The organism is Modicisalibacter coralii (assembly GCF_004117855.1).
Taxonomy (GTDB): domain Bacteria; phylum Pseudomonadota; class Gammaproteobacteria; order Pseudomonadales; family Halomonadaceae; genus Modicisalibacter; species Modicisalibacter coralii.
The window spans coordinates 128,586-154,596 of record NZ_QWBW01000009.1; the positions used below are offsets into that span (position 1 = coordinate 128,586).

Sequence of the window (26,011 nt, forward strand, 5' to 3'; positions counted from 1 at the left end):
GGCGCGCCGTCCGGTGATCTCCATGTATACGACCAACGCCTCGCGCGGCCTGCCGCGCCATCGCTCGCGCCATACCGGCGAGCGCTATTCCCGCTGGGCGATGCGCGCGCTGATGGCGCTGTTGACCCTGGCGCTGCTGTGGCTGGTGGTAGGCTTCTACCTCAATGGCCAGTGGATGTTCGCGCTGCTGTTTCTGGTGCTCGACGCCGCTCTGGCGATCGTCTTCACGCGGCGGCAGTTGATGAGTCACCGCTATGTCTTTCCTGCCCTGGCGGGAATGGGCGTGTTCGTGATCTTTCCGCTGCTCTACACGATCGGTATCAGCTTCAGCAACTACAGTTCGAGCAACCTGTTGAGCGAGCAGCGCGTGCGCGAGCAACTGCTCGCCGAAACCTATCGGGTGCCGGGCGAGACCTTCAGTTTCCAGCTCTTTGCCGCCGGCGATTCGCGCGTGCAACTGTTTCTGACCGGCTCCCGCGTGGCTGAGGATGGCACCGACTCGCGGGTGGAAGACCTGATCAGCCCGCCGGTTCGTCTCGACGAGGCCCCCGCCACACTGCCCCTGAAAGCTGCCGACGCACCGCCCGACGCCGAACCGCTGGGCGTTCGCGCGGTGATCCGTCACCGCCAGGCGTTGGGCGATATGACCCTGATCGCCCCGGGTGGCACCGAGCTGCGCCTGGCCGGGTTGCGTGACTTCGCGCCGATCCAGCCGCGCTATCGGGCCAACGATGATGGTACCTTGAGCGATCGCAAGACCGGGGGAACGCTCACACCGGACTCGACCAGCGGCTTTTTCGTCACCGATGACGGACAGCGCATCACGCCGGGCTGGCCGGTGGCCGTGGGTCTCGACAACTACCAGAGGGTGCTGTTCGACCCGGCGGTTCGCGGCCCGTTCCTGCAGATCTTCGTGTGGACCTTTGCCTTTGCCGCCCTGACCGTGGTGTTCACCCTGGCGGTGGGCTTCGTGCTGGCCTCGCTGCTGCAATGGGACCAGTTGGGCGGCAAGGCCACCTACCGCACGTTGCTGATCCTGCCCTACGCGGTACCGGCGTTCATCTCGATCCTGATCTTCAAAGGCATGTTCAACCAGCAGTACGGCGAGATAAACCTGATCCTGGAGTCGCTGTTCGGCATCAGTCCCGACTGGTTCACCGACCCGTGGATGGCACGTGGCATGCTGCTGATCGTCAATACCTGGCTGGGCTATCCCTACATGCTGCTGCTGTGCATGGGGCTGATCCAGTCGATCCCGCGGGATCTCTACGAGGCCTCGGCGGTGGACGGTGGCGGGCCGCTGACCAACCTGTTCCGCATCACGCTACCGCTGATCATCAAGCCGCTGACGCCGCTGCTGATTGCGGCCTTCGCCTTCAATTTCAATAACTTCGTTCTGATCACCCTGCTCACCGGCGGGGCACCGGACATCATCGGCGCGAGCACGCCGGCCGGAACCACCGATCTGCTGGTCAGCTACACCTACCGCATCGCCTTTCAGGATGCCGGCCAGAACTTCGGCCTGGCGGCGGCGATCGCCACGCTGATCTTCGTGATCGTGGCGGCGCTCTCGCTGCTCAATCTGCGACTCACCAAGGTCAAGGTCTAGGAGACACGCCCATGCCCATGGTCCAACCCCGTTCGATTCGCCGCCGCAGGCTGGTCGCGCATCTGGCCTTGCTGGTCTTCGTCGCGCTGGTGGTGTTTCCACTGCTGCTGGTGATCTCGATCTCGTTTCGTCAGGGCAACTTCGCCACCGGAGGCCTGATCCCCCATGACTTCTCGCTGGAGCACTGGTCGCTGGCGCTGGGCATCCCCTGGGAGCGGCCCGATGGCAGGGTGGTGCAGCCCCCATTCCCGGTGCTGCTCTGGCTGTGGAACTCGATCAAGGTGGCGGTCAGCTCGTCGCTGTTGATCCTGCTGCTCTCGACCACCAGCGCCTACGCCTTCGCGCGCATGCGCTTCGCCGGCAAGGCGCCGATCCTCAAGGGCATGCTGATCTTCCAGATGTTTCCACCGGTACTTTCGCTGGTGGCGCTCTATGCGCTGTTCGACCGTCTCGGCGAGTACGTGGCATGGCTGGGTATCAATACGCACGGCGCCCTGATCGCCGCCTCCCTGGGCGGGGTGGCCCTGCACATCTGGACGATCAAGGGCTATTTCGAGTCGATCGACGGCTCGCTGGAGGAGGCGGCGATGGTCGACGGCGCCAGCACCTGGCAGGCGTTCCGGCATATCCTCCTGCCGCTCTCCGTGCCGATCCTGATGGTGGTCTTCATCCTCGCCTTCATCATGTCGATCATGGAGTACCCCATGGCCTCGGTGCTGCTGCTCGACGAGAACAAGCTGACGCTCGCCGTGGGAGCCCAGCAGTACCTGGCCGATCACAACCAGCGCTGGGGCGACTTCGCGGCTGCCGCGGTGCTTTCCGGGCTGCCGATCACCGTGGCCTTCCTGTTGTGTCAGCGCTGGATCGTCGGTGGCCTGACTGCCGGTGGCGTCAAGGGCTAGCCCCGGCCCCTGTTCGGCTCGTCCTCTTGCCCCGCCTTGTGCGGGGCTTTTTCTATGGGTGGCCCCCGTCTCCGCTCCGTTCCGCATCGCCCGAGCGCCTCTTGTCTCGTCGACCGCTCTGCTCGACGAAAGACTTACACCCCGGTCGCCGCCGAGCTACGCCCCACCACCCCGCCCTGAGCCAGTGAGGCGGGGAGGGTCTTAAGCGGCGACATATGCGCGAGAGTGACAGGGCAGCGCTCGAGGGCGCCATTTTTCAGCCGTAGCCCGAGGCAGTCTCCGGCCTGGGCAGGGAACCGCACAACAACAAACGAGGATCGACATGCGACTCTCACGTTTCACGCCATTCACGCTCTCTACCCTGGCTGCCGCCGTGGCACTGGGTGCTTCCGCCTCGGCCCAGGCGGTCGACGCCGACTTCCACGGCTACGCCCGCTCGGGTGTCGGGGCGACCGCCGGCGGTGGCGATCAGGCCTGCTTCCAGGCCGCGGGGGCATCGGCCAAGTACCGGCTGGGCAACGAGTGCGAGACCTATGCCGAGCTGGGCCTGGGCTCGACGCTCTACGAGCAGGATGGCAAGAGCTTCTACTTCGACAGTCTGGTCGCCTACGTCAACGAGCAGGGCAACGACTTCGAGAGCCTTGACGGGTCCAGCGAGGATGGCAACACCATCGCGCTGCGCCAGATGAACGTTCAGGCCACCGGGGTGATCGAGGCGCTGCCCAATGCCACCGTCTGGGCGGGCAAGCGCTTCTATCAGCGCCACGACATCCACATGAACGACTTCTACTACTGGGACGTCTCGGGCCCCGGTGGGGGGATCGAGAACATCGATCTGGGCTTCGGCAAGCTCAGCGTGGCCTGGATGCGCAACAGCAGTACCGACGATGCCTTCCCCGACAGCGACCAGAACCTGGCCAACGATACCCTCGACATTCGCCTGGCCGGGCTCGAGACCAACCCCGGCGGCCAGCTGGAGATCGGCTATGACTACGGCGCGGCGAACCTCACCGAGGCCCAGGAGGACGCCGACGTCGACCCCGAGAATGGCCACCTGGTGACGCTGGAGCATGTTCAGGGCGATTGGTTCGGGGGCTTCAACAAGTTCGTCGTGCAGTACGGCAAAGATGGTGCCATCGGCAGTTCCGGCAGGTCGAATCCCGCCTCGTCGGTGCCCGAGGGCGACATGATCCGCGTCATCGACCATGGCCTGGTCAATCTGTCACCCAACGTCGACATGCTCTACGCGGCGATCTACGAGGACCGCGATCTCGACAACGGTCAGGGTCAGACCTGGACCTCGGCGGGGGTGCGCCCCACCTATTACTGGAGCGACACCATGAGCACGGCCATGGAGCTGGGTTACGACCGTGTCGATCCGCAGGACAGTGGCCAGGAGACGGCCGACCTGACCAAGCTCACTTTCGCCCAGCAGTGGTCGGCGGGGCGTGGCGCCTTCGCGCGCCCGGTGGTGCGCGCCTTCGTCACCTACGCGAGCTGGGATGGCGACGTCTACAACGCCGCCAGTGAGTCGATCGAGGATGGCGAGGATGACGGCCTGACCTACGGCCTGCAGATGGAAGCCTGGTGGTAATCGTCCGGTTCGTTACCTGCATCCGATAGTGACGGTTCGATCGTTCATTGGCCGGTCTCCACGGAGGCCGGCATTTTTCGCAAGGAGATCGCGATGTTCCTCCCGCGCCTGACCTTGACCGCGCTTTGTGCCGCCCTGCTGGCAGGCTGCGCCGCGTCCGCCGAACGCCCCTCGACACCTGCCGACGATGCCTGGCTCACGCGTGCCGATGACTGTTGCACGGCAGGGCTCGATGGCCTGCCCGCCACCGCGGTCGATGCCCCTCAGTCTCTGACGCTGCGTTTCGGGCCCAAGACGCCGGTACACACTTTCGAAGGTGGCAAGGCACCGTTTCACGTGCTGGCATTGCCGCGTGGTCAGGGGCCCTTGCGCCTTACCCTGACCAGCCGGGTGACGCGCGACGCCGAGGGCGAGCCGCAGGTGTTCGCCCCGGTGATGGTGGTGCTCGATGCCCGGGGCGAGGTGCAGCGCCGGTTCGGCTGGCACGACTTCGAGTACCATCCAGCGCTCGGTTTTCAGGTCGACCGTCTGACACTGGGGGTGTCGGTGTCGCCGGGCACGGGTGCCGATCGGGTGCTGATCACCACCAGCGATGAGGCCTTGGCCGCGCGAACCGAGCTGCTGCATCCCGCGCGTCTCGAGGCTCGGGCGCGTCACCTGGCGGAACCACCGGTGGTCAACCCCGAGGCCGCCCACCGCGCGAGCGGCGAGGTGCGTGTCGAGGTGCGCCCGCTGGGCGAGGCGACGGGTGTGCTGGCGCCCTTGATCGGCGATGCCTTGTCGGATGACGACGCCCCCAGTGCCATCGAGGCGCCGAGTCCGGCTTCGACGGCGGCTGACAGCGCCGCTGCCCGTGACGCCGCGGCGCTCGGGGGCGTCGACTTCCGTCGCCTGATTCGCGCCGCGCTGGCCGCCGATGATATCGCGCTGGCCATGGATCTCGCCGAACGTGCCGAGCGCGCCGGTCATGCCGGCACCCGAGACTGGCTTGCGAAGCAGCTCGAGCGGCGCTGAGTGGGCCGCTGACATCGCACCCGGCCGCCCGAGATGAGCCCGAAACGCAACGACCCCGGCCGATCGTTCGGGGTCGTTGCGTTTCGGGCGGCTGAATCGTCAGCGTTTCGCGCCGCCGACGATGCCGGGGATCTCGATCCGGCGGGGGCAGGCGCGGCCGTCATCGGCGAACAGGTGGCAGTGATCGCCGGCGAGTCCGAGATGCGTCGGCTGGCGCCCGTCGAGCCGGGCCAGGCCGTCCAGACGCCGGGTGACCGGGCCATGGGCGCCGTCGACCTGGAAGTGGGCCAGAGTCTCGTAGCCCAGCTTCTCGGCGACCGTCAGGCGCGCCGCGAGGCTCGCCTCGGCAGCCTCGGCGGCGACGAAGTCCTCGGCGCGCACGCCCAGCGTGGCCTCGCTACCTGCCTCGAGCATGCTGCCGTCCACCGCCACGGCCAGCGGCTGACCATCGGGCAGGCGCACCGTGGTGGTGGCGGTACCCGGCTCGACGACCGTGACCGGCAGGGTATTGATACGCGGCGAGCCGATGAAGGCGGCGACCTCGAGGCTTTCGGGAAAGTGGTAGAGCGACAGGGGGGCTCCGACCTGGGCGATGCGCCCGCCGGAAAGCAGCACGATGCGGTCGGCCAGTGTCATCGCCTCGACCTGATCATGGGTGACGTAGATCATTGTCGCCCCGAGGCGCCGGTGCAATTCGGCGATCTGCACGCGCATCTCGACACGCAGCGAGGCGTCGAGGTTGGACAGCGGCTCGTCGAACAGGAATACCGCCGGCTCCTTGACCAGCGTGCGGCCGATGGCCACGCGCTGGCGCTGGCCACCCGAGAGATCCCTGGGCTTGCGCTCGAGCAGTGCCTCGAGCTGCAGGATGCCTGCGGCGTGCTCGACCCGCCGGCGGATATCGGCCTTGGGCGTTCGCGAGAGCTTGAGGCCGAAGGCCATGTTCTCGGCGACGCTCATGTGCGGGTAGAGCGCGTAGGACTGAAAGACCATGCCGATGTCGCGCTCCTGCGGCGGGATCTCGTTGATTCGCTCACCGTCGAGGCGCATTTCTCCGGCGGTGATGTCTTCGAGGCCGGCGATCATGCGCAGCAACGTCGACTTGCCACAACCCGAGGGGCCGACGAATACCACGAATTCACCGTCTTCGATGGTCAGGTCGATGTCGCGGGAAATCTCGACGCCATCGTAGGCCTTGCCGATCCCCTCCAGGGTCAGACATCCCATGGTGCCGTCTCCTCGTCGTCAGTACAGTGGCCGATCGCGATGCCATGGCCCGGCAGGACGAGGGTCCCGCCGTCCCAGCTTCCCTCGACCCAGGCCGGTGCCGAGGTCATGGCAGACGTCGCGCGCGGTGCCCTCAGCTCGCGTGGCTGCGCGGCAAAGTTGAGCGCGATCAACAGGCGCTCGCCGCCGCCGGGCAGACGACGCTCCAGGCAGAGTACGTCGTCGCGTACCGGATGGTAGCGGACATCGCCCTTGATGAGCGCCGGCTGGCCGCGGCGGAAGGCCAGGAACTCCCGGTAGGCGTTGAGCAGCGAGTCCGGGTCGGCCTCCTGGCTGTCGACGGCAAGGGCATGATGCGCCGCGGGTACCGGCAGCCAGGGCGCTGCCGGGCTGAAGCCGGCGTGCGGTGCGTCTGCCTGCCAGGGTTGGGGCGTGCGGCAGCCATCACGACCCTTGTAGGCCGGCCAGAAGGTGATGCCCGCCGGGTCGACCAGTTGCTCGAAGGTGAGTTGCGCCTCGCCGAGGCCCAGTTCCTCGCCCTGATAGAGACAGACGCTGCCGCGCTGGGTGAGCAGGAAGGCGAGATAGAGGCGCAGGGCCGCTGGACTCTCTTCGGCGTTCCAGCGCGTGGCCAGGCGTGTCACGTCGTGATTGCCGAGTGCCCAGCACGGCCAGCCGTCGCCGATGCGCGCTTCCATGGCGGTCAGCGTGTGATGCAGGAATGGCGCATCGTGCCGCTCGCCGAGCAGGTCGAAAGAGTAGGCCATGTGCAGTCGCTTGCCGCCCTGGGTGTATTCGGCCATCACACCCAGCGAGTCGTCGTCGCCGATCTCGCCGACGCTGGTGGTGCCTGGGTACTCATCGAGCAGCGCGCGCAGCTTCTCGAGGAAGTCGAGATTCTCAGGCTGGGTCTTGTCATGCACATGCCGCTGGAAGCCATAGGGATTGTCCGGGCGAACGCCGATGAATCCTTCGCCGAGTTCCTCGCGAGGCGGGTTGTCCTCAAGCTCGCCATGGGTGCAGAAATTGACCGCGTCGAGCCGGAAACCGTCGACGCCACGCTCCAGCCAGAAACGTACCTCTTCGAGGATGGCTTCGACCACTCTGGGGTTGCGGAAGTTGAGGTCGGGCTGCTCGACCAGGAAGTTGTGCAGATAGTACTGGCAGCGCCGGGTGTCCCATTGCCAGGCGCTGCCGCCGAAGATCGACTGCCAGTTGGTGGGCGGCGAACCGTCGGGGCGCGGATCGGCCCACACGTACCAGTCGGCGCGGTCGTTGTCACGGCTCTCGCGACTTTCCAGAAACCACGGGTGCTGGTCCGAGGTATGCGAGAGCACCTGGTCGATGGTCACCTTGAGCCCGCGGGCATGGGCGGCTTCGACGAGTCGGTCGAAGTCGGTCAGGGTGCCGAACATCGGGTCGACGCCGCGGTAGTCGCTGACATCGTAGCCGAAGTCCTTCATCGGCGAGGTGAAGAAGGGCGAGAGCCAGATGGCGTCGACACCCAGTGACGCGATGTAGTCGAGTTTGCCGATCACGCCCTGGAGGTCGCCGATGCCGTCGCCGTTGGCATCCATGAAGCTGCGCGGATAGATCTGGTAGATCACCGCGCCGCGCCACCACTCCTGGCCATGGCTGCCGATGCCGTTTGCAGTCGCTGTCATTTGCCGTTGTCCTTGTCGAGCCCCGTCGCGCCTGAACGGGGCGTTGTCGTTGCGTCGACGTTCATGGTGGCGACAGGCGGCGGGGCGGGCATCCTCCCGCCGGTGAGCGGGCGGGCGTAGCCGGGGGGAGGAGGCGGACTGAGCGAGGGGTCACTGCCCCTCGATGCGTGCGAGCAGCTCCCCGGCCAGCGCGATCGCCTCCTCGCGGCGGCGGATGTTCTGCTTCTGGTAGAGGCTGCGGATGTGCGTCTTGATGGTGGTCGGGGCGACCGAGAGCTGCTCGGCGATCTGCTCGTTGGAGAGCCCGGCATGGATCAGTCCCAGGATCTGCCATTCGCGGCGAGTCAGCGGCGAGGTACGGATCAGTTCGGGAACATCGGGGCGGGCGACGATGTCGGCGATTACCGTCTCGTCGAGCATCAGCCGCACGGCGTTGCCGAAATCGCGCTGACGTTCGGCCAGGGTGAGTAGCCGTTCGGCGCGCGACCGGGCCAGAGCGTCGAGCTCGTGTGCGGCGAGCAGGGCCTGAAGCATATCCACCAGCGGCCGGCCGAGGCGCAGGAAACTGCCGGTGAGCGTGGTACGCCCGGCCAGTTCCAGGGCGACGGCCAGATGGTCGAGCGCCGTGGCAGGTTCGCCAGCGTGCCAGGCGAGATCGGCGAGACACAGACGGTTGCGGTTGGCGTCGGTCACCAGGCCGAAGCGCTGGGTCTGCCCTTCGAGCCGTTCGAGCAACTGCTTTGCCTGTTCGTAGTGGCCGAGCAGGGTCAGGGCGCGGGCGTGGTTGCGAGCGTTGCACTGGGCGAAGTGATTGCTGGCGCCGTCGAGGTCGATGGGCGGCGCGTTTTCCAGCCAGCGGGCTACCGCCTCCTTGTCCTCGGTGGAGCGCCACCAGGCCAGGAGGGTAGCGTGAGCGTTGGCGCGCCAGTCGATATGGTAATCACCGTCGGCGAGAATCTTGCGCAGCCGGCGGATATGGTCGGCACACTGTGCCTGATCGCCACGGGCCTGAGCCACCTTGGCGAGGCTGATGTGACACTGCAAAGTCCAGCGCTCGCCCTGGCTGTCGAGTACGGCGATACCGGCTAGAGCGGCCTGTTCGGACTCGTCGAGGCGATGCCATTCCCAGAGTATCTGGCTGCGGATGCGGTAGAGAAACTCGGCCACCGGCAGGCGGTCGAGCTCACAGGTCTCGAGCAGCGAAAATGCCTGCTCCTGGATGTCGTAGGCGGCCTGCAATCGGCCCTGGGCGACCAGCGTCTCGGACTGGTGACACAGTGCCCAGAGCTGTAACTGGTCGTCGCCGATACGCCGGGCATCGCGTACCACGTCCTTGACCCGGGCCAGCGACTCTTCGAGCTGGCCCTGGACGAAACGGGCCTCGCACAGGATCGCGCCCGCCGAGACCGAGGTCGCGGCGAGATAGCGTGCCGGCAGCGCCAGCGCATCCCTGGCCAATGGCGCGGCGAGGCCGGCATTGCCGCGGTTGATCGCCAACTGGGCGCGCAGGGTGGCGAACTCGGCGGCGAGTGCCTGCCAGTCCGGGGCTTCCTGCTGGGCCTCGATCCAGCCGATGGCGCGGGCGGTTTCGGTGAACTGGTACTGGGCGTGGGTGACCCAGCCGTAGATCAGCGTCAGGCGGGGCGAGACGCAGACGCGTGGCTCGCCGAGCGACGCCAAGCCCTGGGCGAGCAGAGCGAAGTGACCATTGGCCAAGAGGTGCGGGCCGTGGTTCTCGAGCAGGGAGACCAGGGCGTCGGGTTCTTCGGCCTCGATCGTCTGATGGAGGGCGAGCGCCGGATCGCCCAGCGCCAGCCAGGCCTCGCCGGCGCGACGGTGCAGCTCGCGCTGAGTGGCGACGCTGAGTTCGTGGCGGCGATGGCGCAGGTAGCCGGCGAACAGCGGGTGGAAGTGCCGCCACTGGCCGTGTGGATCCTGGCGGTGAATGAACAGGCCGGCGTCCTCCAGGGCTTCGAGGCGTCGCGATAGATTGCCGCCCTCGAGCAGGCGCGCGACCAGTTCCGGCGAGAAGCGCGACAGCACCCCGAGTTGCAGCAGCAACTGGCGATCGGCGTCGCCGACGCTGTCGGCGAGCATCTCGTCGAACCAGGCGACGAAGTCGGGATGGTCGCCGCCGAGCCGCTCGAGCAGGGCATCGAAGCTGGCTCGCGTGGTGGTGCGTTCGACCAGCCAGCCCAGGGCCATCACCCAGCCCTCGACGCGGCGCATGGCCCGTTCGAGGCTGACCCGGGTGGGCGGAAAGGCAAGCTGCTCGGCGCACAGGGTCTGGGCTTCCTCGATATCGAAGGCCAGCACGTCCGCGGTGATCTCTTCCAATTCGCCGCGCAGGCGTAGCGTGGGCAGGCCCAGTGCCGGCTGGGTGCGCGAGAGAACGGTCAGCGTCAGCCAGCGCGGTTGGTGCTTCAGCCAATAGCGCAGCCCTTCGAGGATGTCGGGGTGGTGCAGATGCTCGAATTCGTCGATTACCAGCCGGCAGGGCGAGGCGTCTTCGGGTAGTGCCGCGAGCCAGTACTCGATTGCCACGCTGAAGGGCAGTGGTGCCTCGCTGGCAACCAGCTCGATGTCCAGCCGCTCGAGACCCAGCCGCTGCAGGGCGGCCTCGAAGTAGCGGGCGAAGCGCGACGGAGTGTCGTCGCGGGCATCCAGGCGCAGCCATGCTGCCGGTTGCTCCAGCGCGGGCAGGCGCTCTGCGACCAGGGTGGTCTTGCCATAGCCGGGCGGGGCCTGGATCACCAGCAGGCGCACGCACTCGTCGAGCACGAAACGATCATTGAGTCGTGAACGGGCAACGGCGGAAGGAGGCAGTAACGGCGCTGAGAGCTTTTCGTCGATCAGTGGTTCCGACACGGCGTGATTCAGTGCGTTCAAGGAGCACCTGTCTAGGTCTTAAACGTTTCATTCAAAACCTAGTATGCGTGTGGAACCGGCCGGTTTGGGCGAGATTAGACCATGGTTTAGGATCGCAAGGCCGTCACCCCTGGGATTCCAGCCGGTACCCATGCTGATAGACGCTCTTCAGGCGCAGGCCGTGGCGACCGTCGAGTTCAAGCTTGTTGCGCAGCCGACTGACGTGGGTGTCGACGGTACGCGTCGAGACGTCGGCGCTGATGCCCCAGACCAGTTCCAGCAGTTGCCCCCGCGAGAACAGTTGACCGAGACGACTGAAGAACACGCTGGCCAGCCGGAATTCGCGGTCGGTGAGGGGGATCTCCGCCTCGCCCAGCTGAATGCGATGGCGCTGGTGGTCGAGATGGTAGGCGCCGATGTTGTCGTCGCTTGCCGCCGCCTGGATGCCGGCACGGCGTGCCAGGGCGGCGACCCGGGCCCGCAGCTCGGAGGGGCGCAGGGGCTTGGGCAGGAAGTCGTCGGCGCCGTGTTCGAGCGCCAGCACCACGTCGTCCTCGCCGTCGCTGGCGGTAATGAAGAGGATCGGCCCGTTCCAGCCGTGGTGGCGGCGCAACTGGGTCATCACGTCCAGGCCCGAGGCATCCGGCAGGTACCAGTCGAGGATCAACAGGTCGAAGCCCCGGGCGAGCAGGGCGCGGTGCATCTCGCTGGCACGCAGGTAGGTCTCGACCCGCTCGTCGGCGAGGCACTGGCGTATGAAATCGCATTGATCCTTGTCGTCTTCGAGAACGCCGATACGCATGCCTGCTTGCTCCGTTGTACGTTTGTCGATGGGGAGGGCTCTTTGTCTTATCGGCAGCCTTGTCACAAAGCTTCACAGTTGGCCGTGCTGGAGACGACGCTTCCGCCGATATACTGACCTAGGTCATCAGGAGGGCCTGAAACATGTCAGTCCAGTTCGTGAAGCACCTGTTTACCGTCAGTATGGCATTGCTGGCGGTCCTGGGGGGGCGTGCGCTCGCTCTCGAGGCGCCGCAGGGCCCGGTGTTGCTCACCGTCACCGGGAACATTGCCAACACCAACGTGGGTAACGAGGCACGCTTCGACCGGCAGATGCTGCTGGCGCTGACCCAGCGCGACACCGCCACGCACACGCCCTGGCACGATGGCCGGGTGGTGTTCAGCGGCCCCTTGGGGCGCGCTGTGCTCGAGGCCGTCGGCGCTCAGGGGACGCGGATGCGAGTGACCGCGCTCAACGACTACGCCGCGACCGTGCCGATGGCCGATTTCTACGAGCATGACGTGATCCTCGCCATGTCGGCCGACGGCCGGCGACTGCGGATCCGCGATCAGGGGCCGCTGTTCGTGATCTATCCCTTCGACGAGGCGCCGGAACTGCTCAACGAGACGGTGATGACACGTTCGGTATGGCAGGTCACACAGATCGATATCGAATAAGCCGGATACCCCGCCATGCTCCACCTGATGTCGCTGCGCTTTCGGATCACCAGCTTCGCGGTGATCCTGTTCTTTCTCTCGGCCATGATCACCGGCGGCGTGGCCTACCAGCGTCAGCAGGCGGTGGAGAACCGCCTGCTCGAGGATCTGGTCTGGGCGGTCTATCAGTTCGATCGCGAAGTGCGCGAACTGCGCCTGACCTTGAGTCATACCCAGGACGGCGATCTCGACGAGCTGCTGACCCGCTACGAGATTCTCTACAGTCGGGGGCAGCTGTTCAGTCGCGGCGAGATCGCGCGAAGCATGGCGGCGATTCCCGCGATTCGCCAGCCACTGGTCAAGGCCCTGACGGCGATTCATGACATGGAGGCGGATTTCCGGGCGCTGGGCGACGGTGAGTTGTCGCTCACGCCGGCCTTCCGCCAGCGCCTGGAGGCCAAGTTTCAGGCGCTCCAGGAGGATGTCGGGACCACCCTGGTCAATACGCATGGCTACGTGGCCTCGCTGCGTGTCGAGGAACGCGAGTTACTGCTGCGCCTCTACGCCGTCGTCCTCGCGATGGTGCTGTTGATGATGGGATCCGGCGGGGTGCTGGTGGTGTCCCTGCTGCGCCAGGCCAGGGGGCGCCAGCTCAAGACCGAGCAGCTCGAGGAGCGCACCCGGGAACTCGAGGCGGCGCGGGAACGGGCCGAGGAGGCCAGCCGTGCCAAGTCGGAGTTCATGGCGGTGATGAGCCACGAGATTCGCACGCCGCTCAATGGTGTGGTGGGCGTCGCCGACCTGCTGGACGGCGAGGTGAGCGGGCCGCGAGGGCACGACCTGCTGCAGACGCTGCGTGACAGCGCCATGGGCCTGCAGGTGGTGATCAACGACGTGCTCGACTTCACCAAGATCGAGGCCGGTTCGCTGGATCTGGATCGGCGGCCGTTCTCGTTGTCGGCCTTCCTCGATCAGCTCTGTGCCGGCTATCGCACCCGCGAGAAGGCCACCGGGTTGCGCTTCGAATGCGATATCGACGCGGCCCTGCCCGACTGGGTGAGCGGGGACGTCAACCGTCTGCGCCAGATCGCCATGAATCTGCTCAACAACGCCTTCAAGTTCACCGAAGCCGGGTTCGTGCGTCTGAGCGTGTTTCCCGACGACGGCGCCATCCGCTTCGATATCCGTGACACCGGCTGCGGGATCGAGCCGGCCATGCAGACGCGCCTGTTTGCGCCGTTCTCGCAGGTCGACAGTTCGATCGCCCGGCGTCACGAAGGCACCGGCCTGGGGCTGGCCATCTGTCAGCGGCTGGTCACGGCGATGGGCGGCGAGATCGGCCTCGATAGCCATCCCGGCCTGGGCAGCCTGTTCTGGTTCCGCGTGCCCCTGCCGCGGGTCGCCGAGGGAGAGGTCGATGAGACGGTCTGCGAGCCGGCGTCGGCGTTGTCGCGTCATCACCTGCTGATCGTCGAGGACAACCCCGTCAATCAGGCGCTCACCCAGGCCATGCTGGAGTATCTGGGGCAATCGGCCGATATCGTCGATAACGGGGAGGCGGCGCTGGTGGCGCTGGCGCAGACCCCCTACGATCTCGTGCTGATGGACATCCAGATGCCGCGGCTTGATGGCTTGGAAACCACACGCCGCTGGCGTGCGCGGGAAACCGGCACCCGGCTGCCGATCGTGGCGGTCACCGCCAACGTGATGCCGGCCGATCGCCAACACTGCCTGGAAGCGGGGATGGACGACATGATCTGCAAACCCTTTACGCGGGCCGATCTGCGCCGCCTGCTGGGACGCTTTCTGGGGACCGCGAAGGGGCCCGATGAGGTGCGGGAGGCGGTCGCCACCGAGGAGGCGCCAGCGCCGGCGGCGTCGGTCGATCCACCGCTGATCGATCCGGCGACTCGTGACGAGTTGCGCGACGCGTTGGCGCCCGACGTACTGGAGGGGTTGCTGTTGACCTATCTCGAGCGTCTGACGTCGCGTCTGAGTCGCTTCGAGACGTTGCTGGCGGCGGAGGATCGCGCGGGTATTGCCGCCGAGGCGCATTCGCTCAAGGGAGCCTCGTCGTCGCTGGGCTGCACGGCCATGGCGCAGGCCGCCGCCGAGCTCGAGCGCATCGCCGCGGATACGCCGTTCGCGACGCTGGCGCAGCGTGTCGCCGAGCTTCGGCGACTCCAGGAGGCGACCAGCGAGGCGTTGCGGGAAGAGGGGCTGCTGCCCGCCTGACGGCGGGCAGGTGACGCCGCGTTAGGGAAACACTGCATAAATGGCTACGCGGGCAAATCACGTCGTTGTGCGGTGCTGGTGCGCCAGCCCGGTCGGAATCCTCACCTATACCCCATAGGCTCCGGTTCCTGTGCGCCGTACGCCTCGTGCTTTACACCGCTCGCCAATTTAGAGCGCCTTTACACAACCGCTAGACGACGTGGACTTATCCGGCGGCAGGGCGACGCGAGGGCGCTGTGAACCCCTCCCTGGGCGCTACCTTTGCCATCCATGGCAAAGGACCCTCGCTTTGCCCTACCCCCGGCGCCCATCGTCAAAGGGTTTGGAAATGGGCTCTTATTCAGCGCTTCCTTAGTGCGGTGCGCGGGGATGTCGGGCCAGCCAGTCGCCGAAGGTCTCGGGGTTCATCGGTCGGCCGAACAGGTAGCCCTGGCCCAGTGGGCACCCCATGGCCGTGAGCAGTTCGTGCTGGGCGGGAGTCTCGATGCCCTCGGCGACCACGCGCAGGCCCAGACGCTGGCCGAGATCGACGATGGTCCGGGTGATGGCGGCGGCCTCGGCGTCGATGTCGCTACAGCCGACGAAGCTGCGATCGACCTTGATCTGGTCGAACGGCAGCCGGTAGAGCTGGGCCATCGACGAATAGCCGGTGCCGAAATCGTCCATCGACAGAGTGCAGCCCCGGTCGCGCAGGCTGCCCAGGACATGGCGGGCATAGCTCAGACATTCCATCGCCCCGCTTTCGGTGATCTCGAGTTCGACGCCGTCCAGGGCGATGCCGTGACGCGCCGCCAGGGCATCGATGCCGCTCAGGCAGTCGGCGTCGTGCAGCCATGCTGGCGGGACATTGACGGCCAGGCCGAAGTGGTGGCCGGCGGCTTCCCAGCGTGCCTTCTGGCGAAAGGCCAGGTCGAGCACGTGCCAGGTCAGGGCAATGCCACGGCCACTGTGTTCGGCCAGCGGGATGAAGGCGTCCGGGTAGACGATGCCCCGCCCCGGCGCGTTCCAGCGAAGCAGTGCCTCGACGCCGGTCAACCGGCCGCTGGCCAGCTCCAGCTTGGGCTGGAAGTTCAGGAAGAGTTCGTCGCGCCGCAGGGCGGTGTCGAACTCGGCTACGGTGAGCGGGGGCGGCGGCAGCGGGCGTTGCTCGAGCAGGCGCTGCAGGGTGGCCGGCTGCACGGGTTTGTGCAGGTAACCCAGCATCCTCAGTCCGCCGCTCCGGCCGGCCTCGACGAGCTGTTCCAGGGTGGCCAGCGAACAGCTGCTGACCAGGATCACGCCGGCGGTGGCCCGCTTGTCCTGCAGGAATTGCATGACGTCCCGGCCGGTGAAGGGCCCCAGGTCGACATCGAGAAAGATCAGCTCGGTATCGAGCATCTCGCTCTGACAGGCCAGCTCCTGGAGGCCGCTGGCGACCTTGACGCAATACCCGTGGCGGCCGAGCAGGGCGCGCATCAGAAGGCGGATCTCGACATCGTCATCGACGATCAGCGCCCGTGTCGCGGCGCCCTGAGGCGGTGGTACGCCGTCGACGGCGTGAAGCGGCAATGGTGACATGAGCGGCGCGATTCCCTGAGCGAAGATGACGCCAGCTTAGCGCAGGAGGCTGTGCCGGAAATCGTCGCGTCACGCTTTGTCACACTAGTTTGCGTTTGTCTCGGCCCTGCCGCGCGTCGCTGCTCTGGCGTACTGGCTGGCCAGTTCGCCCTCGATGTGGCGATAGAGTTCATGCAGGCTGGGTTGCAGGCTGGCCACCGCCTCGCGTTGATCGATGTAGAAGGCGCGCCGCTGACCGTGGAAGACGGTCGGCTCGCCGACGCAGGTAAAGCGCAGGCCGTAGATCGCCAGCAGCCGCGGCAGGCGATTCTGCATCATGGCGAAGACATGATAGTGCCCGGACAGCCCCACCAGGGCGGTGGCGGCGAGGAACAGACCGACCCCGATCAACGGAAAGGTACGCCGTTCGTCCGCCGAGAAGCGGTAATCCGAGTCGGGGGGCGTGGGCGGGGCGTCGCCGGACGGCTGACGACGAAAGTAATGGGGGACGGCGAGTCGCGAGATCTCGCAGATCTGCCCGCGGGGCAGGCGTTCGGGATGCAGTTCGGGATGGGTCAGACTGTCCCGGCAGTGGACTTCCAGCGGCAACCGGGCCAGCGTCGCCGAGGCCCCCTCGAGCGGGTGAACGAGACGCATGCAGCCGGCGGCCAGGCCGCTGGCGCGATGCTCGAGGAGCACGATCAGCGAAGCGCGGTCGTAATCGTCGTGTTCCAGGCGCTTGGCCGGGTCCTCGCTCATCTGGTAGTCGAGCTCGCGCCGGAACACGCTGTGGCGCAGGGCGTAGGCACGGTCGCGTGCTTCGGGGGTGGTGGCGAGGCGAAAGGCGAAGGCCGCCTCGAACTGGGTCAATGCGTTCACGGGCAAATCCCTTCGGTCGGAGAGGTCTGATGCCTCCTTGTCGAGTCATCCCTGGCAAGGGCCTGTGGCGGCCTGGGCGTTGTAAGAAATTCATCAAGGCCCGACCGTGCGTTCATTCTACGCCCCCGGCGCCGGCAGGCGAATGCGCGTTTGTCGAGCCTCAGTCGTGCTCGTCGGCGCCACGGCGGCGCCAGGTGGCAAGGACTTCGCTCGCCGGCACCGGCCGGCCGATGTAATAGCCCTGGGCGTAGGTGATGCCGTACTGCTCGAGCAACGGCAGCATCCGGGCCTGATCGACGAACTCGGCGATGGTCCGCTTGCCGAAGCCGTTGGCGATGTCGGCGATCGCCTTGACGATCAACCGGTCCTCGGGGCTGTCGAGCAGTTTCTGGATGAACGAGCCGTCGATCTTGATGTAGTCGGCGGGCAACTGACCCAGGTAGTGGAAGCTGCTGAAGCCGACGCCGAAGTCGTCGAGGGCGGTCTGGCAGCCCAGGTCGCGGATCCCCTGCAACACGCCGCGGGCGGTGGCGAAGTCGGTCACGGCGGCGGTCTCGGTGACCTCGAGGATCAGGCGCTGGGGATCGGCGCCGGACTCGACCAGCGTGCGTTCGAGGAACTCGGTGAGGTTGGCGTCGTGCAGCGACTGGCCGGAGAGATTGACCGCCAGACTCACGCCATGGCGCTGCAACCGCGCGAGCAGGCCCAGGCTCTCGCGCAGCACCCAGCGGTCGAGCTCGACGATCTGGCCGCTGCGTTCGGCGATGGGGATGAACAGCCCCGGCATCACCAGGGCCCCGTTGTCGCCGTGCATGCGCAGCAGGGCCTCGTAGTGGCGGATGCTGTCGTCGGTAAGCCGGCGGATCGGCTGCAGGACCAGTTCGAAGTCGTTCTCGCGCAGCGCCTGACGAATCCGTTCGACCCAGTAGACGCGCTGACGCAGTTCCTCGCGGGAGTGCACCACCGTCGATAGCAGGTGCCAGCGTTGACTGCTGTTCTCCTTGGCCTTGTACATGGCCAGGTCGGCGCCGGCCATCAGGTCGATCTGGCTCGAGCCGTGCTCGGGATACAGGGCGATGCCGATGCTGGCCACGGCACGATGGCGTCGGCCGTTGGTCGAGAAGTCGATCTCCTCGAGGACCCGGACGATGCGTTCGGCGACCCGACAGGCCAGGTGGGCGTCGGCGTTCTCCAGCAGGATCGAGAACTCGTCGCCGCCCAGGCGGGCGATGATCGCTTCGTCCTCCAGTTCGCCGGCCAGTGCCCGGGCCACCAGTCGCAGCAGCTGATCGCCGGCGTTGTGGCCGCTGAGTTCGTTGACTTCCTTGAACTGGTCGAGGTCGAGGAACAGCACCGCGCCCTGGGCGTCGATGGTCAGGGCGCGTTCCAGGGCGTCCTGGAAGAAACGCCGGTTGTAGAGGTCGGTCAGCGGGTCGCGATGGGCCAGCCAGGCCAGGCGTTCCTCGGCCCGCTTGCGTTCGGTGATGTCCAGCCCCACCGAGATCAGGGTGCCGGCGTGCTGGCCCTGGCCCGGGATCGGGGCGTGATACCAGGCGATGATCCGTGACTCCCGGCGGGCGGTGAGCAGCTCGCCTTCCTCCTGCGAGGCGTGCTCCTGGGGCGGCAGCGACAGCCGCTCGTGGCCGTGGTGTTCGTGGCGGAACAACTCGGCGAAACGCCGGCCCATCAGGGCGTCGACGTCGTAGCCGGTGACCGTTTCGGTGAAGCGGTTGACCAGGGTGATCCGCCCCTGCTCGTCCTGGGTGAGGATCAGCACCCGGGCCGTGTCCAGCAGGCCGCTGACGAAATCGCGCTCGACGCTCAACTCGGCGAGGCGCCGGGTCAGCTCCTGGTCGCGGCTGGAAACGGCATGTTCGAGGGATTCCAGCTGGCCGGCGAGTTCGAGCGTGGTGCGTTCCAGGGTGTCGATCTCGTCGGTGAAGTGGCGCTTGTCGCGCGCCAGCGAGCGCTGGACGCCGTCGAAGTCGCGCTGTGCGAGCCGGGGCAGCAGCACCGCCAGATCGCGCAGGCGCGCCATGGGCCGCCACAGGATCAGCAGCAGCAACCCTTCGGCGGCCAGCCAGCCGAGCAGGGCGATCGTCAGGCTATGGCGGGTATCGCGACGGATCGCCTCGACTTGCTCGGTGATGTCGGAGATCAGCAGCAGGTAGCCGCGGCTCGGGAATTCGGCGGAATCGTTCATGGGCACCGCCGCGAGTTCGTAGGTACGCCCGCGATGCGCGAAGTTCCACGGCCCTTCGGTGAGTCGCGACAGCGGGGCCTGCCGCGCGGCGTCGCGCAGGATCGGCAGATTCTGGTCCTGGTGGGTCAGGGTGATCAGTGAGCCGCGCCACGCGGCCAGGTAGCGTTCGCCGGGGGCCCCGGAAGCGGTGGTCGGCGGTGGCGTGACCGCCGCGCCCGACAGGCCGGCGCTATAGCGCTCGGCGACCAGCAGCGCCACGTCGGACTGGGCCATGCTCCGGGCGTAACGGGTCAGATCGGCCAGCGAGCGTGACAGCACCACCACACCCACGCTGGCTCCGCCCGCGAGCACCGGCACCACGGTGTACTGACGGCAATCCTGCAGGCAGCGCAGGGTGCTCAGCGGTGTCTCCTTGCGCATGACCTGACGGGTCCAGCCATCGAACGGGGGGGTGTCGCCGGGCAGCGGCTGGCCGCGGGCCGCGAGTACCTGACCGCGGTCGTTGAATATGCGCATCTCGTCGACGCCGACGTCGAGCTGCAGCGTCGGCCAGACCGGGTCGATGGCCAGGGTGACGCGGGTCGGGCTGTTGGCGCGCACGGCCGCGCCCAGCCGGTCCGAGGCGGCGGCGAGACTGGCCAGTTGAGTCAGGGTGTCGTTGGACCGGGCGATCACCTGCTGGAATTCGCGCTGGCGTGACTGGTAGATGGACTCGCGCGATTGGTGGAACTGTTCGGTGAGACTGTCGTGACTGATGAGCGTGAATACCGAGGCGATGCCCAGCAGCAGCAGGCTGGTCAGGGCGATCGCCCGCCAGGTCAGGCTGATCCGCGGCCTTTCCGTGTCGCTATCGTTCGGCAGTCGCATGGTCCGGGGCAATCCTCGCTGGCTGGTCGTCGACCCGCACTCGGGTCATGGCGTTCAAAATCGGAACGAGGCCTGGAACAGCAACAGGTTCCAGTATTTTTCCGTGTCCTCGGCATCGGCGACGGGTAGCCAGCCCGTGCCTTCGATGTTGTGCCACTCCGCCGCCAGCAGTACCCGCGGGTGGATACGCCACTGCAGGCCGGTGGTCACGTCCCGGGCGTAGCGGGAATAGGCCGGGCCCAGACCGTCCGCCTCATACTGGGAACCGTCGCGATCGTTGCGGTCGTTGGCCAGGCTGTCGTAACGCAGCAGCCATTGCCATTCGTCGGCGAAGCGCCGTGTGTACTGCACGTACCAGCTTTGCCCGAGGCTGACGTCATTGAGGCGCGGATTGGTGAAGTCGTCGAGCGCGATACGACGCAGGGCGAATTCCGTGGTCAGGCTCCAGTGCTCCTGGTTGTATTGCCACGAGAGGATCCAGGGCTGGAAGTGGAAGCGGCCGTCGCCGATGGGGCCCGCGCTGTCCTGGTAACGGGCGGTGACGTCGGCGGCACTCAGGGCAGCGGTCCAGTGGCCTTCGCCATCCTCGTAGAGGATCTGGCCGATGTAGGAGGTACGGCCGTCGAAGGAACCGGCCTGCTCGCCGAGTCCCAGGGTCTCGTCGAGATCGTCGCCGGCCTGGGGGTCGCCGATGCCGATCTGCAGGCGCAGCGTGCCGTCGGCGAGGTATTCCTCGTCGTAGACCGAGACGCCGTCGGCGGCCAGCGCCAGCGAGCGGGTGCGCTCGAAATAGATCGACTGCGGCAGCAGGATGCTCGGCCGCGTGAAGGCGACGTCGCGGGTCTGGTTGTAGAAGCCGAACGGGTTCTTGAAGCGTCCGAGCTGGATGCCCAGCCGGCGCCGGGCGTTGGAGAATGCCTGGTAGTCGACGATGCCGTGATCGAGCCTGGGGCTGGCATCGTCGTCACCGGCGCGACGGCTGAGCACCTGGGCGGACACCAGGACGTCACGCAGGGGGCGCAGCGAGACGTTGAGGCCGATCTCGGTGTACTGGAAGCTACCGTCGTTTTCGCTGCTCGGGCCGAAGAAGTCGTTGTCGTCGCTGACCAGCCAGGCCTGACTGAGAAAACCGTGAACCTGCAGGGTGTCCATGGCGTCGGCGTCCGCGTTGGCGACCGGCCAGGGCAGGCAGCCCGCCAGGGTGAACAGCGACCATGCGATCAGGCGCTCAATTCGCCAGCGATATGACATGGACACTGTCCTCCAGTTGATCGCGCTCGAGATAGCCGACACCGCCCGGTGTCGAGGCCACGCGTTCGAGCATTTCCCGTTCGTCGTCCACCGGGTGGGGGGCCTGGCCGGTGCCGGAGAAGACCACCCGATCCCAGGCCAGTCGCAACTGGTGGGGGTAGACGTTGAGCAGCCTCTTCGCGAAGCGCTCGTGCACGGGGTCGTCGTCGGGCAGCACGAAGACGTTGATCGCCTGGCCGTTGGGCCAGGTGCGCAGGCGCATGGCAAAGATGGCGCGGGCCATGTCGTGGGAGATGACGCGCGCGCCGACTCCCTGGTTGGCGATCACCACGACATCGTGCTCGGCCCCCTGGGCCGGACCCTGGCAGGCCAGCAGCAGCAGCGCCGTGCAGCCGACGAAATGCCGGGTCAGATGGCGCGTCCACGGGGGCGGCGCCAGGTTGCCGGGATGGAATCGGCGGCGGCGTGAGCCAGGGCACCCGGAAATCCGCGAGGTACCCGATGGAATCGAGGACGCGATGGCATCGTTACGCCGCTGGGGTCGACGCCAAATCATGAGGTGGAAAACGCCCAGGACGCGGGCAAATCGTTAGCGCACTTCGGGTAGACTTTCCCGCGAAGCCGCAAGAAATCGTCAGCTGGCACGAGCGTTTTCATTCGTCTGTTTGACCCCGAGTTACGACCCATGAGGGACGTTTACCATAATACTAGCGTGTCAATCGAATCCATCATCCTGGCAAAAAAGCCGACCCATCTCGTGCGATGGCTCAGAGGGCAAGCCTGATGCCTTGTCGCGCGAAGTCTCTAATTAATATTTGGTATCCCGCGCCTGTTCGATAGCGCCGGCGGAGTGGCCAACCCTCGCCACGACCGGGCGGCGATCAGGTATGTTACTCGTGCTCGGCACAAATATGAATTTCACTAAGTTATTTTTTTCACAGCACTTCCCGCAGTGAACACGGCGGAGACACCGGCAGGTTACGCCGACCTGATACCGATCAAGGCGGACGCCACCACCCCGGCTAGACTCGAATCATCGCCTGCGTCACCGACCGGAGAGTGCCCCATGCGTGCCATGCAATTGCATCAGTTGACCCCCGTGACCCAGCGCGCCACGCCGCTGCGCATCGATGAGATCGAGGCGCCGCAACCCGCCGCGGGTCAGGTGCTCATCGAGGTGGGTGTCTGCGGCGTCTGCCACACCGAACTCGACGAGATCGAGGGGCGCCTGCCGCCGCCTCGTCTGCCGCTCGTTCCCGGTCACCAGGTGGTGGGTACGATCATCGGCGTGGGCCGCGGCGTGAACGACGCGCGGCTGGGGGAACGGGTGGGGGTCGGCTGGATCGCCTCGGCCTGCGGCGAGTGCGACTACTGCCGCAGCGACCGCGAGAACCTGTGTCCCGAGTTCGTCGCCACCGGGCGCGACATCGATGGCGGCTATGCCGAACGCATGGTGGTCGATGCGCGCTTCGCCTGTCCGATTCCGGGCACGCTCGACGACGCCCAGGTGGCGCCCCTGCTGTGCGCCGGGGCCATCGGTTATCGCTCGCTGCGTCTGGCGGCCCTGGAGAACGGCGAGCCACTGGGCCTGACCGGCTTCGGCGGTAGCGCGCACCTGGTCCTGCAACTGGTGCGGCATCGCTATCCCGACTCAGCCGTCTTCGTCTTCGCGCGCAATGCCGCGGAGCGCGAGTTCGCCCGCCAGCTCGGGGCGCGCTGGACCGGCAACACTCATGAACGCCCACCCGAGCCTCCGGCGGCGATCATCGACACCACGCCGGCCTGGACGCCGATCGTCGCGACGCTGGGTCATCTGGCCCCCGGCGGGCGTCTGGTGATCAATGCCATTCGCAAGGAGGGGCGCGATCAGTCGGCACTGCTGGCGCTGGAGTACCCGTCACACCTCTGGTTGGAGAAGCGTATCCAGTCGGTGGCCAACGTCACCCGCCGCGATATTGTCGAGTTTCTCGAGCTGGCCGCCGAGATCGACATCCGTCCCACGGTGCGGACCTTCCCGCTGGAGGAGGCCAACCGGGCGCTGATCGAACTCAAGACGCGTTCGGTGCGCGGTGCCAAGGTGCTAAAGATCAGGGAATAGCCACGGAAAAGCCAGCATGCCGACGTAAAGGGCCGCGCCGGCGGTGGACGGCGGCGCGGCAGACCTCGGTGGCACTCACTGGATGTCGATTCGCCGGCGACGGGCTTCCTTGAGCTTGGGCAGGATGAGTTCGAGAACGCCGTCCTGGAACGAGGCGCTGGCCTTGTCGGGATCGACGTCGCCGGGCAGCGTCAGCGTGCGGGCGAAGGTCCCGCGCGAGATCTCGCTGCGGAAGTATTCCCCCTTTTCCTCTTTGCTGGTCGTTGCTTGCTCGCCCTTGATGGTGACACGGTTATCGGCGATCGAGACGTCCAGATTGTCGCGTTCGACACCGGGGATCTCGGCACGCAGCACGAACTCGCCGTCGCGATCGATCAGGTCGACCCGGGGCAGGCGTGGCCCGGCCATGTCGAAGCGGTCCCAGAACTGGCGTTCCTTGAACAGCGGACGCATCCAGCCGCGATCGAAGACGTGCTCGAGCAAGCGGTCGAACTCCTCGAACGGTGTCATCGCCTGACTGCCGGACCGTCCGGGGGGTGATTCCGGTGCGCCGGGGGTGGCGTCCTTCATCTCGCTGACGTTGCTCATGTCGCTGACTTTCTTGGCCATGGGAAAACCCTCCATGAAGAGGATGTGGTCCGGCGCTTGGGCCCGCCGGGACCACCGGTGAAACCCACGGATAGAAAGATAGTGAGGCCCGCGTGAACGCGTCTTGACGCGCGTCAAGAGCGCGTTGGGCGAAGCCGTCAAGATGAGCGGGGGCCCGCGATGTAAACCCGCTAGACTGACGGTATCGATCAGGGAGGACGCCTGCATGGCACGACTTTCATCCCAGGGCGAAGCGACGGTCGACGAGCTCGCTCAGCGTCACGGCTTCAGCCGCGAAGCGGTCATACACATGCTGTTCGCGGTTCGCGACGGCAACGGCGGCATGGCCCAGTTCAGTCATCCCGAATTCGGCGGCTCCGGGCAATGGATGCGCGGCGGCATGCTGATGCTCGGCGACATGTTCAATCATGGCTTGAAAGGGCGGGTGGACGCGCTCTGTCACGACGTCGCCGAACGGCTCGCCGCGCAGCCCGGGCTGCTCCATACGGGCAGTTTCCAGTCGCAGCGCCAGAGCGGCGGTGCCCGGCAGTATCAGGACACGGGCGACATGGCCGGCACCTCGAGCCTGTTCGTGGCCGACCCCGACGATCGCTGGTGGCCGGCGGCGCTCGGCGAGCCCGATGCCCGGGGCACGCAGAATCAGCTGCGCTATGCCTACTTCGCCGGGCCAAGGCGGCTGGCGGTGCACAGCAACGGTAGAGTCCGGGTCTACGACACCGGCGATCACCGTATCGGCGGCTTCGCCCAGCAGCAGGGGGCCGGCGGCTCGATCACCTTTACCAGCCAGCACGGCAGCGTCGATGTGACCCGATTGACTCTGGTCTCGACCGACGACGCGGGCCTCGCCGCGGCCCCGCCGACGAGCGAACCGGCCCCGCCGCCTCCGAGCGCCGCGCCTGCCGGCTTGCCCGCCGGCGGAGACGACATCTTCGCCGCTTTGGAACGACTCGGCGATCTCAAGGCCAAGGGCATCCTCACCGAGGCGGAATTCGCCGCCAAGAAGGCGGAACTGCTCGCCCGGCTGTGACGCATGCCGCGATGGCCGGGCCACCTTGCCGTCGGTGCGGGTGACGGGCGTGATGCCGGAGCGAATCTCGCCCGCGGCCGGTCACACTCTGCTACCTTGGCTAGTCGTTCCCGCAGGGAAGCGAGCGATCGAGGAGACGACCATGCGCTACGAACTCTATTACTGGCCGACCATCCAGGGCCGCGGCGAATTCGTCCGGCTGGCCCTCGAGGATGCCGGCGCCGATTACATCGATGTGGGCAATGCCTCGGATGCCGGCATCACCGAGATCTCCGACTACCTCGACGGCGAGAGTACCTCGTGCCCGCCGTTCGCGCCGCCGTTTCTCAAGGCAGGCGAGGTGATCGTCTCGCACGTCGCCAATATCCTGCAGTTTCTGGGGCCACGCCTGGGCCTGGCGCCCGAGGACGAGGCGACGCGCCTGTGGGCCCATGGCCTGCAGCTCACCGTGACCGACTTCGTCGCCGAGATTCACGACGTCCACCACCCGATCAGTTCGGACGAGTACTACGAGGACCAGAAGGGGGTGGCGCGCCAGCGGGCCGAGGCCTTCCACGAGGCGCGGCTACCCAAGTTTCTCGATTACTTCGAGCGGGTGATCGAGCTCAATCCCGACAGCGGCGACTGCCTGGTCGGCGGTGAACACAGTTACGTAGACCTGTCGCTGTTCCAGGTGGTCAGCGGGCTGCGCTATGCCTTCCCGTGTGCCATGGAGCGCCTGGCGCCGCGCTACCCGGGCGTGGCCGCGCTGACAAGCCGCGTCGTCCGGCGCGAGCGCATCGCCGACTATCTGAGTTCCGAGCGCCGCCTGCCGTTCAACGAGAACGGCCTCTTCCGCCACTACCCCGAGCTCGACGTGGCCTGAGCGTCCTGCGCCCCTGGCGTCGGCTAGCGCCCTGGGTGAGGCGTTTTTACGCACGCCGCCTTCACGCACGTTCTGGTCAGCGGCAGCGCAATGCTGTAGAACGCCACGATTGAGGCATTCGCTGAA

19 protein-coding genes are annotated in these 26,011 nt (G+C 66.7%); 9 read left to right on the forward strand and 10 right to left on the reverse strand.

The window, feature by feature from the left end:
* Positions 1–22: 22 nt before the first annotated feature.
* The 4 genes from malF (at position 23) to D0901_RS05625 (ending at position 5,119) form a co-directional block, all read left to right on the forward strand.
* Positions 23–1,609, forward strand: coding sequence for a maltose ABC transporter permease MalF (gene malF / locus D0901_RS05610; RefSeq protein WP_129139312.1), 1,587 nt, complete (start codon positions 23–25; stop codon positions 1,607–1,609).
* A gap of 11 nt (positions 1,610–1,620) precedes the next feature.
* Positions 1,621–2,511, forward strand: coding sequence for a maltose ABC transporter permease MalG (gene malG, locus D0901_RS05615; protein ID WP_129139313.1), 891 nt, complete (start codon positions 1,621–1,623; stop codon positions 2,509–2,511).
* A 322-nt stretch (positions 2,512–2,833) separates the two neighbouring features.
* Positions 2,834–4,105, forward strand: coding sequence for a maltoporin (locus D0901_RS05620; protein WP_129139314.1), 1,272 nt, complete (start codon positions 2,834–2,836; stop codon positions 4,103–4,105).
* A 93-nt stretch (positions 4,106–4,198) separates the two neighbouring features.
* A complete protein-coding gene (locus D0901_RS05625) occupies positions 4,199–5,119 on the forward strand; it encodes a MalM family protein (protein ID WP_129139315.1) in 921 nt (306 codons plus the stop codon).
* 99 nt (positions 5,120–5,218) lie between these two features.
* On the opposite strand, the gene ugpC is transcribed toward D0901_RS05625, so the two are convergent.
* The 4 genes from ugpC to D0901_RS05645 form a co-directional block, all read right to left on the reverse strand.
* Positions 5,219–6,346 carry a sn-glycerol-3-phosphate ABC transporter ATP-binding protein UgpC gene (ugpC, locus tag D0901_RS05630; RefSeq protein WP_129139316.1) on the reverse strand — a complete coding sequence of 376 codons (1,128 nt, stop codon included), beginning with the start codon at positions 6,344–6,346 and terminating at the stop codon, positions 5,219–5,221.
* The gene (locus D0901_RS05635; protein ID WP_129139317.1) at positions 6,334–8,010 is read right to left on the reverse strand and encodes an alpha-amylase family glycosyl hydrolase; all 1,677 of its coding nucleotides are present in this window, start codon (positions 8,008–8,010) and stop codon (positions 6,334–6,336) included. The genes ugpC and D0901_RS05635 overlap by 13 nt, the downstream gene beginning before the upstream one ends.
* Before the next feature lie 150 nt (positions 8,011–8,160).
* Positions 8,161–10,878 carry an HTH-type transcriptional regulator MalT gene (malT, locus tag D0901_RS05640; RefSeq protein ID WP_129139408.1) on the reverse strand — a complete coding sequence of 906 codons (2,718 nt, stop codon included), beginning with the start codon at positions 10,876–10,878 and terminating at the stop codon, positions 8,161–8,163.
* Between the two features lie 124 nt (positions 10,879–11,002).
* Entirely contained in the window at positions 11,003–11,680 is a 678-nt protein-coding gene (locus D0901_RS05645; RefSeq protein ID WP_129139318.1) for a response regulator transcription factor, read from the reverse strand.
* 143 nt (positions 11,681–11,823) lie between these two features.
* Here D0901_RS05645 and D0901_RS05650 point away from each other — a divergent pair, with 143 nt between their 5' ends.
* Together D0901_RS05650 and D0901_RS05655 are read left to right on the forward strand one after the other, a co-directional pair.
* Complete coding sequence (locus D0901_RS05650) at positions 11,824–12,336, forward strand: putative pterin-binding protein (protein WP_129139319.1); 513 nt, start codon at positions 11,824–11,826, stop codon at positions 12,334–12,336.
* Between the two features lie 15 nt (positions 12,337–12,351).
* Positions 12,352–14,550: a hybrid sensor histidine kinase/response regulator gene (locus tag D0901_RS05655; RefSeq protein ID WP_129139320.1), complete on the forward strand. Its 2,199-nt coding sequence runs from the start codon at positions 12,352–12,354 to the stop codon at positions 14,548–14,550.
* 351 nt (positions 14,551–14,901) lie between these two features.
* On the opposite strand, the gene D0901_RS05660 is transcribed toward D0901_RS05655, so the two are convergent.
* The 5 genes from D0901_RS05660 to D0901_RS05680 form a co-directional block, all read right to left on the reverse strand.
* Positions 14,902–16,107 carry an EAL domain-containing response regulator gene (locus D0901_RS05660; RefSeq protein WP_129139321.1) on the reverse strand — a complete coding sequence of 402 codons (1,206 nt, stop codon included), beginning with the start codon at positions 16,105–16,107 and terminating at the stop codon, positions 14,902–14,904.
* Positions 16,108–16,191: 84 nt separating this feature from the next.
* Positions 16,192–16,965 (reverse strand): PEP-CTERM/exosortase system-associated acyltransferase, encoded by a 774-nt coding sequence (locus D0901_RS05665; protein WP_162500829.1) that lies wholly within the window; start codon positions 16,963–16,965, stop codon positions 16,192–16,194.
* 160 nt (positions 16,966–17,125) lie between these two features.
* Positions 17,126–20,035, reverse strand: coding sequence for a bifunctional diguanylate cyclase/phosphodiesterase (locus D0901_RS05670; protein ID WP_129139323.1), 2,910 nt, complete (start codon positions 20,033–20,035; stop codon positions 17,126–17,128).
* Between the two features lie 54 nt (positions 20,036–20,089).
* Positions 20,090–21,286 (reverse strand): hypothetical protein, encoded by a 1,197-nt coding sequence (locus D0901_RS05675; protein WP_233440367.1) that lies wholly within the window; start codon positions 21,284–21,286, stop codon positions 20,090–20,092.
* Entirely contained in the window at positions 21,264–21,842 is a 579-nt protein-coding gene (locus D0901_RS05680; protein ID WP_224419124.1) for a type 2 periplasmic-binding domain-containing protein, read from the reverse strand. Before D0901_RS05680 ends, D0901_RS05675 begins: the two co-directional genes overlap by 23 nt.
* A 510-nt stretch (positions 21,843–22,352) precedes the next feature.
* Here D0901_RS05680 and D0901_RS05685 point away from each other — a divergent pair.
* The gene (locus D0901_RS05685; RefSeq protein ID WP_129139324.1) at positions 22,353–23,384 is read left to right on the forward strand and encodes an alcohol dehydrogenase catalytic domain-containing protein; all 1,032 of its coding nucleotides are present in this window, start codon (positions 22,353–22,355) and stop codon (positions 23,382–23,384) included.
* Between the two features lie 75 nt (positions 23,385–23,459).
* On the opposite strand, the gene D0901_RS05690 is transcribed toward D0901_RS05685, so the two are convergent.
* On the reverse strand, positions 23,460–23,993 hold the full coding sequence (locus tag D0901_RS05690) for an Hsp20/alpha crystallin family protein (protein ID WP_129139325.1): 534 nt from the start codon (positions 23,991–23,993) through the stop codon (positions 23,460–23,462).
* 205 nt (positions 23,994–24,198) lie between these two features.
* Between D0901_RS05690 and D0901_RS05695 the strand changes: the two genes are divergently transcribed.
* A complete protein-coding gene (locus tag D0901_RS05695) occupies positions 24,199–25,020 on the forward strand; it encodes an SHOCT domain-containing protein (protein WP_129139326.1) in 822 nt (273 codons plus the stop codon).
* A gap of 142 nt (positions 25,021–25,162) precedes the next feature.
* Positions 25,163–25,885: a glutathione S-transferase gene (locus D0901_RS05700; protein ID WP_129139327.1), complete on the forward strand. Its 723-nt coding sequence runs from the start codon at positions 25,163–25,165 to the stop codon at positions 25,883–25,885.
* Positions 25,886–26,011: the final 126 nt, after the last annotated feature.